The sequence below is a fragment of the Nocardioides guangzhouensis genome, from assembly GCF_004519545.1.
Classification (GTDB): Bacteria; Actinomycetota; Actinomycetes; order Propionibacteriales; family Nocardioidaceae; genus Nocardioides; species Nocardioides guangzhouensis.
Window position 1 is genome coordinate 1 of sequence record NZ_SDKM01000064.1, and the last position, 13,615, is coordinate 13,615.

Genomic DNA, 13,615 nt, shown 5'->3' on the forward strand with positions numbered 1-13,615 from the left:
CTCACGCCCGAACTAGGGAGACACGCCCTAGCCGCCCTGGCCCGGCTCGGGCCGGGACCACGCGGTCAGCGGACCACGAAGACCGACCCGCGGGCCCTGCACCGGGAGGCCGCGGGGAACGAGAAGTACGACGAGGGCGCGGTGGCGACCCAGGCGTAGTAGCCCTTCCTCGTCACCTTGATACGCGGCGTCCAGTGCGCCACGTTGGCCTCGGCCGTGAACCGCCGGGTCACGAGCGTGCGGCCCGCTGAGCAGTGGACGCGGTCGCGGCGCAGGAAGGGGCCGATCAGCCGGACCCTGCCGGTCCGCTGATAGCCGTCCGGGAGGCCGGTCGGCTTCACCGACGCGCGGACCAGCCGGCCGGCCGGGACCCGGGTCACCGGCGCCCGGACGGTCAGCGTCGGTCTGCTGAGGGCGCGGACCTTGCCGCCGCACCGCTCGGCCTCGTGGTTGAGCCGGTTGGCCGCCGTCCTGACCTTCCAGACGTAGATGCCGTACCGCGGCACGCGGAGGCTCGGAAGCGGGTACGTTCCGTTGCCGCCCACGGTCACGCCCGCCGACGCGCGCGCCTCGAGCTCGACGCACACGGCCTGGGACAGCGAGTCGAAGGGTCCGTAGAGGGTGGCGGTCGCGGTGTTGGCCGCCGAGCCGCCGACCCCGTCGAGCGTGAACGAGCCACTCGTCAGCCCGGGCCCGGACATCGTGGCGGGAGGCCTGACCTCGATGGCCGGGGTGCCACGGACCGGGACCGTGAACCGACGGGTCTCTGCCACCCGGATCCCCGCGACGGCGGCGCGGGACGCCCGCCGATTCGAGGGCGCCCGGACGAACATCGTCGACGCCGGCAGGGCGCCGATCCGCAGGGTGACCGGGACGTCGCCGGGCCGGGTGGAGGTGAACCGCGCCTTGACCCGGCCGTCGTCGTCGGTGCCGAGCCGCACCGGCTCGCGGCCGTCGTAACGGATCCGCACGGGGCGCTGCGGGATCGGCGCCCCGGTCGCAGCCGCCGTGATCCTGGCGCGGACGGTCACCGGTCCGCCGACGGTCGCGCCGGTGCGGGAGATGGTCACGCGGTACGGCCCGGCGTACTTCCTGGACACGGTGAGGAAGTACCGGGCCCACGACCGCACCGTCGCGCCGTGGCCGCTCTGGCGCAGGTGTCGCCGGGTCGCGGAGCCGGTCAGGCTGTACGCCCCGCCCACCAGCAGGGCGTCCAGTGCCACGTCCGTGGCGGCGGCGTAGTAACGCCGGTCGGCGCCGTGCTGGTTGCCGTACCGGGACAGGATCCACGCCGCGCGCGCGGTGGCCCGCCGCGAGCCGAGCTTCGCGACCGGCCTGGCGGCGGCGTACCGGGTCCGGACCAGCTTCCGGGCCGGGTCGATGAGGTAGACAGGTCGCGAGCCCAGCGTCCGGCTGCCGAGCCAGGCTCCCGACGCGGTGCCGTCCGCGGGGATGCGGAAACCGATCCGGCTGACCGGGTACGCCGCCCGCGCGGGCGCCGAGCCGACCACGATGACGAAGGTGGTGACGGCCACGGCCAGGACCGCGGCGGAGACGACGAGCCTACGGGGCATGGGGACCCTCCGGGGTCGGGGCGCCGCCACCTCCGAACGGGGCGGCGGGCTGGTTGCTCCCGCCCCCGCCGTCGTGCGCCGGCGCGGGATCTGTGCTCTGTCCAGCCGGCTCTCCGGGCGGGGTCGACGTGGTTGACGTGCCCGACCCCTGGGCTGGTCCGCTCGGCGAGGACGCCTCGGCGCCCGCCCCCACGGACTGGGTGCTCGGTTCAGCGGCCGGTGGGGGCTGCGGCGGCGGGGCGGGAGCAGGTACGGCGACCCGACCGGAAGCGCGGTCGACGTCGGCGAGCGTCCAGCCCGACGCGGCGTCCACCTCCCACCGCCACGTGCCCGGTCGCAGGTGGCGGAACACCGCAGACAGCACCCCGTCGGTCAGGGCGACGCGACGGATGATGCGGGCCTCGGCGACGGAGAGCACGACTCGGAGGCGGGCCGGTGCATCCACTGTCGGGCGGAAGGTGCCGCTGGTGCTGATCCGGAGTCGCAGCTCTCCCGGGGCGTGGGCAGCTGCCCGACCGTGGAGCGCGAGCCGGGGGCGGGAGCGCAGGGCCGCGTCCTCCGGCGGTGCCGGGGTGGCGGTGGACGTCCGGGGCCGGGACGGTTGCTCGTTCGACCCCGACCCGGTCAGCACCGGTCCGGCCGCGATGGCGACGGCGACGCCCAGCCAGACGAGGAGGGCGAGGCCCAGCGCGAACGAGCGCGACGTCGCGATGCTGCGCCTCATGTCGCCTCCCCCGGGTAGAGCTGACATGGCAGGGCTGACAGGGCCGCTGTCCATTGTTCGCGGGCCCCGTGGGGCGCGCAATGCCCCAAGTGGGCGATGGTGCGGTGCGCACCGGCGAGCGGGACGCCCCGGACATGGAGGCGGGTCTGGTGGGTACCGCGGGCGTCCAGACCCGCCAGAGGAGGACCAGGTGATGGCCGTGACCGACACCGCCCGCCCTGACACCGTCGTGCTCGACCTCGACGGCACGCTGGTCGACTCCAGCTACGCCCACGTGGTGGCCTGGCGCGCGGCGTTCCTGGACGTCGGGGTCGACATCCCGGCCGAGCGCCTGCACCGGGCGATCGGGATGGGAGGAGACCGCCTCGTCGCTCACGTCGCCGGGGACACGGTCGAGGACCGGGTCGGCGACCACGTTCGCGGCCGGCACGCCGAGCAGCTCGACCACGTGTTCGCGACGATCACCGCCACGTCCGGAGCGTCGACGCTGCTCGAGGTGCTCCGGAAGCACGGCTTCCACGTGGTGCTCGCCTCGTCCTCGGACAACGAGCTGTCCGAACGTCTGCTCGAGCGCGTGCCCGGCAGCGGACGCCTGCTGCAGGAGCTGGTGACCGGGTCCGAGGCCGAGCAGACGAAACCGTCGGGTGAGCTCGTGGAGAAGGCGCTGGCCCGGGTCGAGGCGGACCGGGCCGTGCTCGTGGGGGACACCGTGTGGGACGTCGCGTCCGCGCAGGATGCAGGAGTTCCGTGCGTGGGCGTCCTGACCGGCGGGATCCCGGAAGCCGACCTCCGGGACGCCGGCGCGGTCGCGGTCTTCCGCGATGCCGGAGCTCTGGCCGAGCACGTCGACAAGCAGGGGTCGCTCCGGCTCTGAGAGCACGTGTCCACCGCATGTCCGGAGTGCCCGCGGGTACCGGTTGCGCATGACGCAGCGTGACGCCCACCGCGACCGAGCACCGGCCCCGCTCGACTCGGAGCCGGACGTGACCAGCGACCCCAACCTCGACGACCCCCGGGACGAACCGGGCACGCAGGATGACGAGGGGACCTCCTCGGACTGGAGCTCCGAGGGGGGCGCGACCCAGGAAGGTCCGGCAACCCGCAGCGGCCCGGCCGCCGGCGAGGACTGAGTCCGCGTCCCAGCCGATCCGGAATGCGACCCGCCCCGCCGGGGAACTGACGGGCATGACCACCAACCACGGCGAGGCACCGAGGCACGAGACGCCGGACGAGCGGCTGGACCGCAAGTTCGCCGACCTGCTGCAGGAGCTGCGCGTCATGCAGACCGGAGCCCAGCTCACCGCGGCCTTCCTCCTCACGCTGCCGTTCCAGCAGCGTTTCCAGGACCTCAGCCGGTTCCAGGAGTCCCTCTACCTCGTCCTCGTGCTGCTGGCCACCACGACCACAGCCCTCGTCCTCGGTCCCGTAGCCGTGCACCGTCGGTTGTCGGGCGAGCACGTGAAGGAGCGCGTGGTCACCACCACCCACCGGCTCGTGTACGCCGCCCTGACCTGCATCGCCCTGCTCATCGTGGGCATCGTCGTCCTGGTCTTCGACGTGGTCACCGACCTGCCCCTCGCCCTGGTGGTCGGGGGTGCCATGGCGGTGCTGCTGCTCCTGCTGTTGGTGCTGGTGCCGCAGCGCCTGACCCGTTCGTAGGTCCGGCGGTCGGGCGCTCAACCGCCGCCCGACCATCCAGTGGACGGCATGTCCGGGAGCGCGAGGGGTACCACGACGCATGACCTCGCAGAGCAGACCCGAACGGCACGGCAGCACCACGGCGGCCAAGGGCGACGACGTCGAGCTCGCGGGCGTCCCCGACGAGGAGGGCATTTCTTCGGCGGACGCCGAGCGACGCCTCGACGAGGACCCGGACGAGCAGGAGAACTTCCCCGACCAGCCCGGTCACGAGCTGGCCGAGGAGCAGTTCGAGGACTGACGTCCTCCCCCGGGTCTAGTGGAAGACCCCCTTGTTGGAACGGAAGACCCCCTTGGACCGGTTCCGGCCCGTGACCGTGGAGGCGATGACGACCAGCACGGCCGCGACCGCGATGGCCACGATCCACCGGACCCAGTCGACCCCCGCGCTCCCGTTGCCGCCGAACGCAGCGTAGATGTACCAGCCGATCACGACCCCACCGATGCCGCACAGCACCGTGAGCCAGATCGGGATGTTGTCCTTGTCCCCGGGGGCGACGAACTTGCCCAGCAGGCCGATGATGATGCCCGCGACGATGACACCGATGATTTCCATGGTTGAACTCCTCCCCGGCACGCGTCGTGCCTGGTTGCCCGGTACCCCCCTGCGCCGCCGGCACGCACCGCACGATCCGATTTCCGCCCCTCGAGGACGTGCGGAGCCGCCCGGCAACCAGCCGGGCGGCTCCACGACCGCCTGCTCCCCCGCTCTGCGTAAGTGCGGTTGTCGATCGTGGCCACCCGGTACCCGGCAGGTTCGCCCTCATGCCCCTCCGGCACCACGAATCACAGGAAGAGCGTCCGGTTGCCCACGGCGGGTGAGGTCAGCGGGACGGATACGACCCGGTCCCGGCCGAGCGCCGGGCAAGGTCGGCCAGCAGCCCGGCAGGGCCGGCGTCAGCGAAGACCTGGCGCTGGACCTGGGCGCCGGCCGTGGCGGTGCCCGTCTTCAGCGCGGTGAGGACCAGGTCCAGGTCGCCTGCGTCGGCCAGCTCGTCGTGGAGCGTCGCCAGCATGGTGTCCACGGCCGCGGCGGCAGGCACCGGCTCTGCGGTCATGGGGCACAGCAGCCGGTCGGTGAGCCCGAACCGGGCAGCCCGCCACGATGCGGATCGCAGTGCCTCGGTGCGCCATCCGACGAGTGGCACCCCGACGTCATGGGCGCGTGAGGCGTGCTCGACCGCCGCCCGGGTGAGTGCCGCGACGACCAGGGCGTCCCTCAGGTCGGTGCACACGTCCGCCACCCGGAACTCCACCGTCGGGTAGCGGCTCGAGATCCTGACGTCGAAGTTGACCAGGGCGATGTCGAGGGCGGAGCCGGCGGCCACGACCTGCCGGGTCAGCCGGTGGTACTCCGACGCGTCCGCGAAGACCTCGGTCGGCCCGCTCGTCGGCCAGGCGTTCCACAAGCGGGACCGCCAGCTCGCGTAACCCGTGTCCGCGCCCCGCCAGTACGGCGAGTTCGCGCTGAGGGCCACCAGCAGCGGAACCCAGGGGCGAACGCGGTTGACGATCCCGACGGCCTCCTCGTCGTCGGCCACCTCGACGTGCACGTGCATCGCACACATCAGCGAGCTGTCAGCCACGGCGCCGTACTGCGTCCGGATCCTCTCGTAGCGGTCCCCCGGAGAGCACAGCGTCCCGGCTCCCGTCGGGCCGTCCGGGAACGGAGGCAGGGGTACGGCGAGGAGGAGCGCGCCGGCGTCGGCCGCGACGGACGCAATCCGGGAGCGCGTCTCCGCCAGCTCCGCACCCGCCTCGGCCAGGGCCCGGTGCGGCCGACTGTTCACCTCGACCTGCGCCAGGAAGAACTCGGGCTTGACGACCGGCCCGGTCGCGGGGTCCTGGTCCGTGCACCGCGCGAGCACCTCGCGCGCGACCGGCACGGGCGAGCCCGTGTCCGCGTCGACCAGCAGGAACTCCTCCTCGATCCCCACCCGACGGACGCTCATGCGTTCCCCCTCACGGCGACCTGCTCGGGTGGACGAGATCGTCGAGGGCCCCGTCGACGTCGACCTCGCATCGTTCCCAGTCGATCCGGGTGACCCGGTCCAGCCTGTGCAGGCGGCGCACGAGCCAGGCGACCGGCAGCGGGCCCGTCGCCGCGCGCCGGTCGTAGCCGAGCATCGAACGCGGCCGGCCCCGTCCGACGACGAGGGCGACCGCCACCACGCGCTCGTGGCGCAGCCCTGCGCTGGGCTCGAGCAGCCAGGGGCCAGACCTCCCTGACCCGAACCTCGGCAGCAGCGCCGCCGTCCCCAGGAGCAGCCCGCTGACGCGCAGCGTGCCGTCGGCTTCCTCGCTGAGCTCGACGTCGTCGACCTTGCCGACCAGCCGCTCGTCACGGTCGACGATCTGGCGGTCGAGCAGGTGCAGGACCGCGTCGAGGGGTGAGCGGAGCCGGTCCTGGTCTCGCAGGTCGTCGCCGGCCATCTCACTGCCCCATCCGGGTGACGACCATGAGGGGCACGGCGGCCAGCGCGGCCAGCGTCAGGATGACGAGGTAGGTCGTGCCCAGCACGTTCGCCAGTCGCCCGTTGACGTGCTCGCCGAGGTAGTCGCGGTCGTTCGCGACGACGAGGATCGGGAAGTAGGTCAGCGGCAGCGCCACGGCGGAGAACACCACCGAGAACTCGGTGACCAGGATCGGGTCGACCGTCGTGAGCAGCACCGCGATCGCAAGCAGCGTCGACGCCAGCAGGACGCCGTGGAACGCCCTGGCGCGGGCCGGCCGGACGTACTTGCCCCACTGCCACCCGACGTACTGCGCGATGCTGTAGCCGACCGACAGCCCCGTCTCGCAGGCCGCGCCGAACGTGGCCGCCACGAAGCCCAGCACCGCGACCGCCAGCCCGAGCTTGCCGAGGGCCACCGCGACCGGCAGTCCGACCTGCCCGAGCGTGTCGACGGTGATCCCGGCCGGGAGCAGCACCTGGCTCGCGACCCCCGCGATCGAGAGCGACAGCAGCCCGCCGAGCGGGAAGCCGATGAACACGTTGGCGCGCATGACGGGCAGGTCGGCCGGCGACCAGCGCTCCTCCACACCGCCGGAGGAGAAGAAGAAGACCTCGTACGGCGTCATGGCGGCGCCGAACAGGGCGACGAAGTAGTACCACCACGTGGTCCACGTCTCCGCCGCCGGCTTCGTGGCGCCGGCGGCCTGTCGGGCCAGGAACGACCAGTCCGGGCCGAGCTGCCAGAAGGCGACCGCGAACACGACCAGCGCCAGGCCGAGCAGCCCGAGCACGTTCTCCATGAGGCTGAACCGCGCGCGCCACAGGACCAGCCACACCAGCAGGCCCACGAACGGGACCAGCAGCAGCTCGTTCACGGAGGTGACCAGCTGCACGGCCAGCGCCACACCGCCGATCTCGGCCACGAACGTCAGGAGCGTGACCGCCATCGACCCGACCAGGTTGAGCAGGCCCACCCGCGGCCCTAGGCGTTCGCGGACCAGGTCGAACGTGGCCCGGCCACTCACCGCGGCCACCCGGCCCGACATCTCGGCGTACACGCAGATCCCGAGGACCCCGATGACGACGGCCCAGGTGAGGGACATGCCGAACCGGGCCCCGACCTGGGCGTTCGTCACGAGGTCACCGATGTCGACGAAGCCGCCGATGGCGGTGAGGATGCCGAGCGCGACGCCGAGGTACCTCCTCATCGCAGCCGCTCCGTCTCGCGGTCCGCGCGGGCACCCATCCGGTCGAGCCGGCGCAGCAGCGACGGATACTCCTGCGTGCGGCCGTCGACCAGGGCGATGCGCGCCTCGGAGATCAGCGACTGTGCGTCGTCGAGCAGGCCGCTCACCCGGTCGTAGGCGCGGCGTTCCGTCCCGGGAGGCTGCTGGCCGGTGAGCGACTCGGCAGCCATCGCCGCCTGCTCCTCGCTGTCCACGGCGACGGTGACGGCGTAGCGGCCGGGCAGGCGGTCCCGTCGCTCCTGCTCGACCGTCAGCCGCATCGTCGCCAGCTGGCTGGAGGTGTCCTCGAGCGTCTGGACGGCCGACGCGCGCCACGCCTGGCTGTCCGGCGTGGCCGGTGCGCAGGCTCCCAGGAGCACCGCGCCGAGGAGCCACGCGACGAGGGTCAGCGCGCGGCGTCGCCTGCTCCAGGGCACCACCGGGCCCCTCCCCCGGAACAGGCAGGGAGCACGGTCCGGCATGCCCCGCGGTTCCCCGGGGCGCCGGCCTTCATGCGGGAGCGACGTCACCCGCCGTACGCCGCGCACCACGGGCCAGCGCCCGGTGCGTCCCGTCGCACCACGGCAGCCGCTGCGACCGCTCGCAGCGGCACAGGGCGACCACCGGCCGGTCGACGCTGTGCACCGTGCCGTCCGCGGTCTCGACCTCCTCCACGCCGCGCAGCAACAGGGGCCCGCCCGGGCAGGGAGTGGCACTCACCCGCGCTGTCATGACGCCAGCTGCTCGTCGTCCGCGGCCGGGAGCAGGCTGCTCTCCCCACTTGTCCATGCGTCCAGCAACGCCTGACCCGCGCGGGCCTCCAGCAGCAGGCAGGCCGCCGCCCCGAAGAAGACCCCGGTCTCGGCGTCGGGGCCGGACGCGGCGACCGGCGCGCACACGGCACGGAACATCAGCTGCTCGTGCACGGCGTCGGCCTCGACGTGCTCGTCGAAGTACGCCGCCACGGCAGGCGGCAGGTCGAGCCGCCGGGCGGCCGCGGCCAGCCGTCGCGAGGGCTCGGAGCTGGTGGCCTCGAAGGCGCCGAAGTGCCCGAGCGAGGCAGGGAGCAGGGAGCGGCGCAGGTGGAAGAGGTTCATCGCGTTGGTGATCGCGAGGGTGGTTCCGGGAAGACGGTCCAGCAACCCTCCGTAGCGGGGGTCCAGCCCGGCCGCGACCATCGCCTCCGCGAACAGCGTGCTGTGCAGCCGCTCGGGTCGCCCCGCGCCGAACTCGTCGAACAGCAGCTCGGCCAGCGCCACCTTGGCCGGTCCGTCCAGCCGGGGCAGGGCGAGGGCCTGCGGGTCGGACTCGCGCAGGTTGTAGGCGCTCCGGTGGGCCAGGAGCTCCCGCAGCTGGACGACGTCGCCGTGCCGGTGGAGGTGCCGGGACAGGGAGGGGCCCTCGACCGAGTCCGTGAGGGCGAAGAGACGGTCGCCGACGTCGCCCTCACGGTGCGCCCAGTCGTCGACGACCTCCGCGGCGAGGTCGTGCAGCGCGGCCAGGAAGCGCTCCTCGAGCGCTTGGCGGAAGGCGAGCACGTCGAGGTCCCACTCACGGTCGTCCGGCACCCCGTCGACCGACTCGTAGTGCAGCGCGTAGCAGACCCACAGGGCGAGCTGGAGGTCGTCGTCGGACAGGACTCCGTCCCCGTCGAGACGCGTCAGCAGGTCCGTGTGGGCGAGGGGGGTGCCGTCGACGAGGGCCGCGAAGAGAGACGCGGTCAGGGGACCACGCGCCGGAGGGATCACCATGGGTCTCCCGCCCTCAGCGCCGGTAGCACCTGCTCGCCGTACGCCGCGATCATCTCGCGGTAGTGCGGGCCCATGTTGGCGACGTAGAGATCGTCGAACCCGGCCTCGACGTACGGGCGCAGGCCCTTGACGTGCCGCTCGACGTCCGGTCCGCAGGGGGCGGCCTCGCGCGACATCTCCTCGGTGACCAGCTGCGAGGCCTGCTCGAAGTGGCGCGGCGACGGCAGCACCTGCGCCAGCTCCCCGGGAAGGCCGGCGTTGGCCCAGAGACGGTGCGCGATCCGGGCCCCTGCGTCCTCGGTGGCCGCCCAGGCCACCTTGCTGCCGGCCTGGGCCGGCTTGCCGCCCGAGAGCTCGCGGAACCGCGACAGGAGGTCGGGGTCGGGTGAGGTGGTGATGTACCCGTCACCGATGCGCGCGGCGAGGTCGACGGCCTTGGGCCCGAAGCCCGACACGTACACCGGTGGGGGCTCGTCCGGCAGCGTATAGATGCGTGCGGTGTCGACCGTGTAGTGGCGTCCGCGGTGGCTGACCTGCTCGCCGGTCCACAGCCGGCGCATGACCTCCACGGCCTCCTCGAGCATCTCCAGACGCACCTCAACCGTGGGCCACGGTCCGCCGGTGATGTGCTCGTTGAGCGCCTCGCCGGTCCCCACGCCGAGCGTGAACCGGCCTCCGAGGAGCACCGCACTGGTGGCCGCGGCCTGCGCGACGACGGCCGGGTGGGTGCGGACGGTCGGGCAGGTCACGGCCGTGGTGACCGGCAACGAGCAGGCCTGGGCCACGGCGCCGATCACCGACCACACGAACGGGCTCTGGCCCTGCTCGTCGTTCCACGGATGGAAGTGGTCGCTGATCCACAGCGCGTCGAAACCTGCCTGCTCGGCCAGCACCGCCTGCTCCACGAGCTCGGCGGGCGTGAACTCCTCGCACGACAGGAAGTATCCGAACCGCATCCTGCACCTCCTCCTGGGTCGATGCCGCGCGGTATCCCGTTGGCCTCCCGCTCACACCTCCCGGCCAGCGGGCTCCAGGCGCACCAGCGAACCCCGTTCGCCGTAGTGCCGGGCGTCCACCACCCGGAGGCCGTGCGCGCCGGCCTCGGCGCGTACGGCGGGCGGCTGACGCGGACCGGTCTGGAGGACCACCGCGCCGCCGGGCAGGACGTGCCTCCCCGCAGCGCGGAGGCAGGCCCGGGCCGGGCCGAGCCCGTCGGCACCCCCGTCGATGGCGGTGACCGGGTCCCGGGGGAACCGGGCGACGGCGCCGGTCGGCACCCAGGGCGGGTCCGCGATCACCAGCGCGAACCGTTCGTACGGCGCCAGGGCCGCGCCCAGGTCGGCGCACCGCACGTCGACGCGGTCGGCGAGCCCCGCCCCCCGGGCGTTCTCCCGGGCGAAGTAGCAGGCAACGGGGTCGGCGTCGACCATCACCACCGGACGACCGGTCAGGGCCGCGGCGAGCAGACCGATCTGCCCGGCCCCGCAGCAGAGCTCCAGCACCGGCCCTGCGGGGCAGGTCGCCAGCAGCTCGGACGCCCAACGTGCCTGCGCGGTCGTCCAGCTGCGTGGCCGCAGCACGCGGTCGTCGTACGCGATCGCGAGGTGGCCGAACTGCGTGGTGCGTCGGGCGCTCGTGGTCCCGGTCATCGGCGCACCAGGGTCAGAGGGCGACGTACCCGGGCGTGGAGCAGGGCCGCCCGCGCCGCGTTGTGGCCGGGGGCGCCGTGCACGCCTCCGCCGGGGTGAGCGGACGCCGAGCCGAGGTAGAGCCCCCGGACCGGCGTCTCGGCCCGCCCCGTTCCCGGGACCGGGCGGAAGACCAGCTGCTGGTGGAGCTGGGCGGTGCCGCCGTTGATCGCGCCCCCGATGAGGTTGGCGTTGCGCTCCTCGAGCTCACGGGGTCCGAGCACCCGGCGGGCGACGACGCGGCCGCCGAACCCGGGCGCCAGCTCCTCGACCCGCGCCTGGATCCGGTCGGCGAACCGCTCGCAGTCGTCGCGGTCCCAGGCGCCGCGGATCGATCCGTCTCCGGCGTCGGAGACCACCTGCTGCGGCACGTGCGTGTAGGCCCACATGCTCTCGGTGCCGGTCCGCGAGCGGGTCGGGTCGGTGGTGCTCATCTGGCCGGCCAGCAGGAACGGCCGGGCCGGCACCGCCCGGGCCTGCACCTGCCCGAAGGCCTCGGTCATCTCCTCCACCGAGTCGGCGACGTGGACCGTCCCGGGCTGATGCAGCGGGGCGGAGCGCCAGGGCACCGGCCGCTCGAGCGCCCAGTCGACCTTCACCGTCCCCGGGTCCAGCTGGAACGACTGCATCGCCCGCAGGGTCCGGGCCGGGAGGTCGTCGGGCGCCAGCAACCGCCGGTAGAGGTGCGGCGCGGCGACATCGGCGACGATCGCGCGGGAGGCCGCCAGCCGCTCCCCGTCGGAGGTGCGCACCGCGACCGCGCGGCCACCGTCCACCTCGATCCGCACCACCTCGCAGCAGGTACGGATCTCACCGCCGAGCGACCGGAGGCGTCGTGCCAGCGCCTCGCTGAGCCGGCCCGCGCCGCCCTGCGGCACAGGGAAGCCCACGGTCTGCCCGAGCATGGTCATGAGCAGCGCGAACAGGCCCGAGCCCGGGGCGTCGAGCGGGATGTCGGCGTGCCCGGCGTTGCCGGCGAGCAGGACCCGCGGCCCGACACCTCCGAAGCGGTTCCGGCCCAGCTCGAGAGCCGGCGTGAGCAGCGAGCGGACGAACGCCAGCCCACCGACCGACCGGAGCCTGCGGAGCGCCCCGGCCCCGTGACGGACCGGCGGGAACGGGGCCAGCAAGGCACCGACGATGTCCGGGCCGATCCGGTCCCACTCGGCACACGTGGCGAGCCATGCCTCCCCGTCCCCGGGGTGCTGCGTGTCGAACCCGGCGGCGGTCATCTCCCGGTCGCGGTGCAGCAGCGCCCAGGATCCGTCGGACAGGGGGTGTCCGAGCACCGCGGGTGCGTGCCGCCAGGTCAGGCCGTGCCGCTCGAGGTGGAACCGCTGGAGCACGGGCGAGGCCGCGGCGAGCGGGTAGAACGAGCTGAACGTGTCGTGCACGAAGTCGGGGTGGACGTCCCGGTCGCTGCGCACCGCACCGCCCACGTCCGGCTGGGCCTCCACGACGAGCACCGACCAGTCGTGGTCGGCGAGGTGGTTGGCGGCGACCAGCCCGTTGGGCCCTGAGCCCACCACGACGGCGTCGTGGCTCATCGACGCCGCTCGGCGATGAACGCGAGGCGCCGCAAGCTCTCGGTGTTGCGCCACTTGAGCGAGAGGCCGCGCAGCGGCGGCGGGGTGAGCGTGCCGGGACCCGAGACGACATCCTCCTCGATCCGCACCTCGGTGCCGTCGGCTGCCGGCGTGAGCCTCAGGTGGACGGCGGCCTCGCCCGCCGGCCAGGCCCGCGCGCGTAACGTCAGCGAGGCTCCCGGCGTCACGTCGGTGACCTCGGTGTGGTCGTCGACGAGAGCAGGCCACACACCGACCGAGTGGTGGATCCGGCTGCCCACCTCGGGCCAGTGGTCGTCCACCTCCCGCATCCGGGAGGCGCCGACGACCCACAGCGGATAGAGCCAGCCGTCGGCGAGCACGTCCCAGACCTTCTGCGGGGTGGCCTCGATGATCCGTGTGTTGTGGGGCATGGGCGCCCGGTTCCCCGAACCGGGGGCGATCACGCTCCGGATCTCAGTGAGAAGCCTTGCCGCCCTTGCGACCTGCCTTCTTCTTCTGGGCGGTCGTCCCGCCCTGCGAGGAGTTTCCGCCGGACCCGCTGGACTGCCCGCCGTGCTTCGAGGCGTCGGGCGAGTTGGCGATCTTCGCCGCCCTCTCCTTCGACATCCCCTTGTCCTTGAGCGCCTCGTACTGCTTCTCGTTCTTCACGTGGGACGACTTGCCGGGCATGTCCCCTCCCTGAGGGTGGTGTCGGTTCGTGGGCACCTCTGGTACCCGTGGAGACCGGAGGCATGCGTTGTCCCGGCACCGGGTACGCACCCCTTCACACGTGCACACCGCTCGCTGAAGACGACGGCGAGTTCCGCACCGCATCCTCGAGGGAGTGGTGACTCGTGTCCCGTTCCATCCCCACCATCCGCTACACCGGCGACAACGACACCGGGCAGCCGCCCCGCACGTCGGCCGAACGCCACGCCGTGGCCCACGACC

General features: G+C 73.4%; 18 protein-coding genes. 4 read left to right on the plus strand and 14 right to left on the minus strand.

The features are described 5' to 3' along the window. Positions 1 to 65: 65 nt before the first annotated feature. Positions 66 to 1,574, minus strand: a complete 1,509-nt coding sequence (locus EKO23_RS23340; RefSeq protein ID WP_134720888.1) for an Ig-like domain-containing protein — start codon at positions 1,572 to 1,574, stop codon at positions 66 to 68. Next, on the minus strand, positions 1,564 to 2,298 hold the full coding sequence (locus tag EKO23_RS25525; RefSeq protein ID WP_167880623.1) for a hypothetical protein: 735 nt from the start codon (positions 2,296 to 2,298) through the stop codon (positions 1,564 to 1,566). Before EKO23_RS25525 ends, EKO23_RS23340 begins: the two co-directional genes overlap by 11 nt. Before the next feature lie 193 nt (positions 2,299 to 2,491). On the opposite strand from EKO23_RS25525, the gene EKO23_RS25530 reads away from it, so the two are divergent. The 4 genes from EKO23_RS25530 to EKO23_RS23360 all read left to right on the plus strand — a co-directional run bounded on the left by EKO23_RS25530 (position 2,492) and on the right by EKO23_RS23360 (position 4,237). Then, positions 2,492 to 3,172, plus strand: a complete 681-nt coding sequence (locus EKO23_RS25530) for an HAD family hydrolase (RefSeq protein WP_167880624.1) — start codon at positions 2,492 to 2,494, stop codon at positions 3,170 to 3,172. Between the two features lie 49 nt (positions 3,173 to 3,221). Continuing rightward, positions 3,222 to 3,428: a hypothetical protein gene (locus EKO23_RS23350; RefSeq protein WP_134720890.1), complete on the plus strand. Its 207-nt coding sequence runs from the start codon at positions 3,222 to 3,224 to the stop codon at positions 3,426 to 3,428. 55 nt (positions 3,429 to 3,483) lie between these two features. Then, a complete protein-coding gene (locus EKO23_RS23355; protein ID WP_134720891.1) occupies positions 3,484 to 3,957 on the plus strand; it encodes a DUF6328 family protein in 474 nt (157 codons plus the stop codon). Positions 3,958 to 4,036: 79 nt separating this feature from the next. Continuing rightward, entirely contained in the window at positions 4,037 to 4,237 is a 201-nt protein-coding gene (locus tag EKO23_RS23360; protein ID WP_134720892.1) for a hypothetical protein, read from the plus strand. Positions 4,238 to 4,252: 15 nt separating this feature from the next. On the opposite strand, the gene EKO23_RS23365 is transcribed toward EKO23_RS23360, so the two are convergent. From EKO23_RS23365 to EKO23_RS23420, 12 genes are all read right to left on the minus strand, one after another. Beyond that, positions 4,253 to 4,552: a GlsB/YeaQ/YmgE family stress response membrane protein gene (locus tag EKO23_RS23365; RefSeq protein WP_134720893.1), complete on the minus strand. Its 300-nt coding sequence runs from the start codon at positions 4,550 to 4,552 to the stop codon at positions 4,253 to 4,255. A gap of 268 nt (positions 4,553 to 4,820) precedes the next feature. Further along, complete coding sequence (locus tag EKO23_RS23370; RefSeq protein ID WP_134720894.1) at positions 4,821 to 5,948, minus strand: carboxylate-amine ligase; 1,128 nt, start codon at positions 5,946 to 5,948, stop codon at positions 4,821 to 4,823. A 10-nt stretch (positions 5,949 to 5,958) separates the two neighbouring features. Next, positions 5,959 to 6,429 carry a hypothetical protein gene (locus EKO23_RS23375; protein ID WP_134720895.1) on the minus strand — a complete coding sequence of 157 codons (471 nt, stop codon included), beginning with the start codon at positions 6,427 to 6,429 and terminating at the stop codon, positions 5,959 to 5,961. 1 nt (position 6,430) lies between these two features. Then, positions 6,431 to 7,660, minus strand: a complete 1,230-nt coding sequence (locus EKO23_RS23380) for an NRAMP family divalent metal transporter (RefSeq protein WP_134720896.1) — start codon at positions 7,658 to 7,660, stop codon at positions 6,431 to 6,433. Further along, positions 7,657 to 8,115 (minus strand): hypothetical protein, encoded by a 459-nt coding sequence (locus EKO23_RS23385; protein WP_134720897.1) that lies wholly within the window; start codon positions 8,113 to 8,115, stop codon positions 7,657 to 7,659. Before EKO23_RS23385 ends, EKO23_RS23380 begins: the two co-directional genes overlap by 4 nt. A 73-nt stretch (positions 8,116 to 8,188) precedes the next feature. Further along, a complete protein-coding gene (locus tag EKO23_RS23390) occupies positions 8,189 to 8,398 on the minus strand; it encodes a CDGSH iron-sulfur domain-containing protein (protein ID WP_246051273.1) in 210 nt (69 codons plus the stop codon). An 8-nt stretch (positions 8,399 to 8,406) separates the two neighbouring features. Beyond that, entirely contained in the window at positions 8,407 to 9,429 is a 1,023-nt protein-coding gene (locus EKO23_RS23395; protein WP_134720899.1) for an iron-containing redox enzyme family protein, read from the minus strand. Then, positions 9,423 to 10,385 carry an LLM class F420-dependent oxidoreductase gene (locus EKO23_RS23400; RefSeq protein ID WP_134720900.1) on the minus strand — a complete coding sequence of 321 codons (963 nt, stop codon included), beginning with the start codon at positions 10,383 to 10,385 and terminating at the stop codon, positions 9,423 to 9,425. The genes EKO23_RS23395 and EKO23_RS23400 overlap by 7 nt, the downstream gene beginning before the upstream one ends. Positions 10,386 to 10,436: 51 nt before the next feature. Beyond that, positions 10,437 to 11,078, minus strand: a complete 642-nt coding sequence (locus tag EKO23_RS23405) for a methyltransferase domain-containing protein (protein ID WP_134720901.1) — start codon at positions 11,076 to 11,078, stop codon at positions 10,437 to 10,439. After that, positions 11,075 to 12,664 carry a phytoene desaturase family protein gene (locus EKO23_RS23410; RefSeq protein ID WP_134720902.1) on the minus strand — a complete coding sequence of 530 codons (1,590 nt, stop codon included), beginning with the start codon at positions 12,662 to 12,664 and terminating at the stop codon, positions 11,075 to 11,077. Before EKO23_RS23410 ends, EKO23_RS23405 begins: the two co-directional genes overlap by 4 nt. Continuing rightward, complete coding sequence (locus tag EKO23_RS23415) at positions 12,661 to 13,095, minus strand: SRPBCC family protein (protein ID WP_134720903.1); 435 nt, start codon at positions 13,093 to 13,095, stop codon at positions 12,661 to 12,663. Before EKO23_RS23415 ends, EKO23_RS23410 begins: the two co-directional genes overlap by 4 nt. Positions 13,096 to 13,138: 43 nt before the next feature. Then, complete coding sequence (locus EKO23_RS23420) at positions 13,139 to 13,354, minus strand: DUF7218 family protein (RefSeq protein WP_134720904.1); 216 nt, start codon at positions 13,352 to 13,354, stop codon at positions 13,139 to 13,141. Positions 13,355 to 13,615: the final 261 nt, after the last annotated feature.

Excerpts from the sequence above, each read along its gene's own strand:
- EKO23_RS23340 (WP_134720888.1), bottom strand. The coding sequence starts at position 1,574 with ATGCCCCGTAGGCTCGTCGTCTCCGCCGCGGTCCTGGCCGTGGCCGTC.
- EKO23_RS25525 (WP_167880623.1), bottom strand. The coding sequence starts at position 2,298 with ATGAGGCGCAGCATCGCGACGTCGCGCTCGTTCGCGCTGGGCCTCGCC.
- EKO23_RS25530 (WP_167880624.1), top strand. The coding sequence starts at position 2,492 with ATGGCCGTGACCGACACCGCCCGCCCTGACACCGTCGTGCTCGACCTC.
- EKO23_RS23350 (WP_134720890.1), top strand. The coding sequence starts at position 3,222 with ATGACGCAGCGTGACGCCCACCGCGACCGAGCACCGGCCCCGCTCGAC.
- EKO23_RS23355 (WP_134720891.1), top strand. The coding sequence starts at position 3,484 with ATGACCACCAACCACGGCGAGGCACCGAGGCACGAGACGCCGGACGAG.
- EKO23_RS23360 (WP_134720892.1), top strand. The coding sequence starts at position 4,037 with ATGACCTCGCAGAGCAGACCCGAACGGCACGGCAGCACCACGGCGGCC.
- EKO23_RS23365 (WP_134720893.1), bottom strand. The coding sequence starts at position 4,552 with ATGGAAATCATCGGTGTCATCGTCGCGGGCATCATCATCGGCCTGCTG.
- EKO23_RS23370 (WP_134720894.1), bottom strand. The coding sequence starts at position 5,948 with ATGAGCGTCCGTCGGGTGGGGATCGAGGAGGAGTTCCTGCTGGTCGAC.
- EKO23_RS23375 (WP_134720895.1), bottom strand. The coding sequence starts at position 6,429 with ATGGCCGGCGACGACCTGCGAGACCAGGACCGGCTCCGCTCACCCCTC.
- EKO23_RS23380 (WP_134720896.1), bottom strand. The coding sequence starts at position 7,660 with ATGAGGAGGTACCTCGGCGTCGCGCTCGGCATCCTCACCGCCATCGGC.
- EKO23_RS23395 (WP_134720899.1), bottom strand. The coding sequence starts at position 9,429 with ATGGTGATCCCTCCGGCGCGTGGTCCCCTGACCGCGTCTCTCTTCGCG.
- EKO23_RS23400 (WP_134720900.1), bottom strand. The coding sequence starts at position 10,385 with ATGCGGTTCGGATACTTCCTGTCGTGCGAGGAGTTCACGCCCGCCGAG.
- EKO23_RS23405 (WP_134720901.1), bottom strand. The coding sequence starts at position 11,078 with ATGACCGGGACCACGAGCGCCCGACGCACCACGCAGTTCGGCCACCTC.
- EKO23_RS23410 (WP_134720902.1), bottom strand. The coding sequence starts at position 12,664 with ATGAGCCACGACGCCGTCGTGGTGGGCTCAGGGCCCAACGGGCTGGTC.
- EKO23_RS23415 (WP_134720903.1), bottom strand. The coding sequence starts at position 13,095 with ATGCCCCACAACACACGGATCATCGAGGCCACCCCGCAGAAGGTCTGG.
- EKO23_RS23420 (WP_134720904.1), bottom strand. The coding sequence starts at position 13,354 with ATGCCCGGCAAGTCGTCCCACGTGAAGAACGAGAAGCAGTACGAGGCG.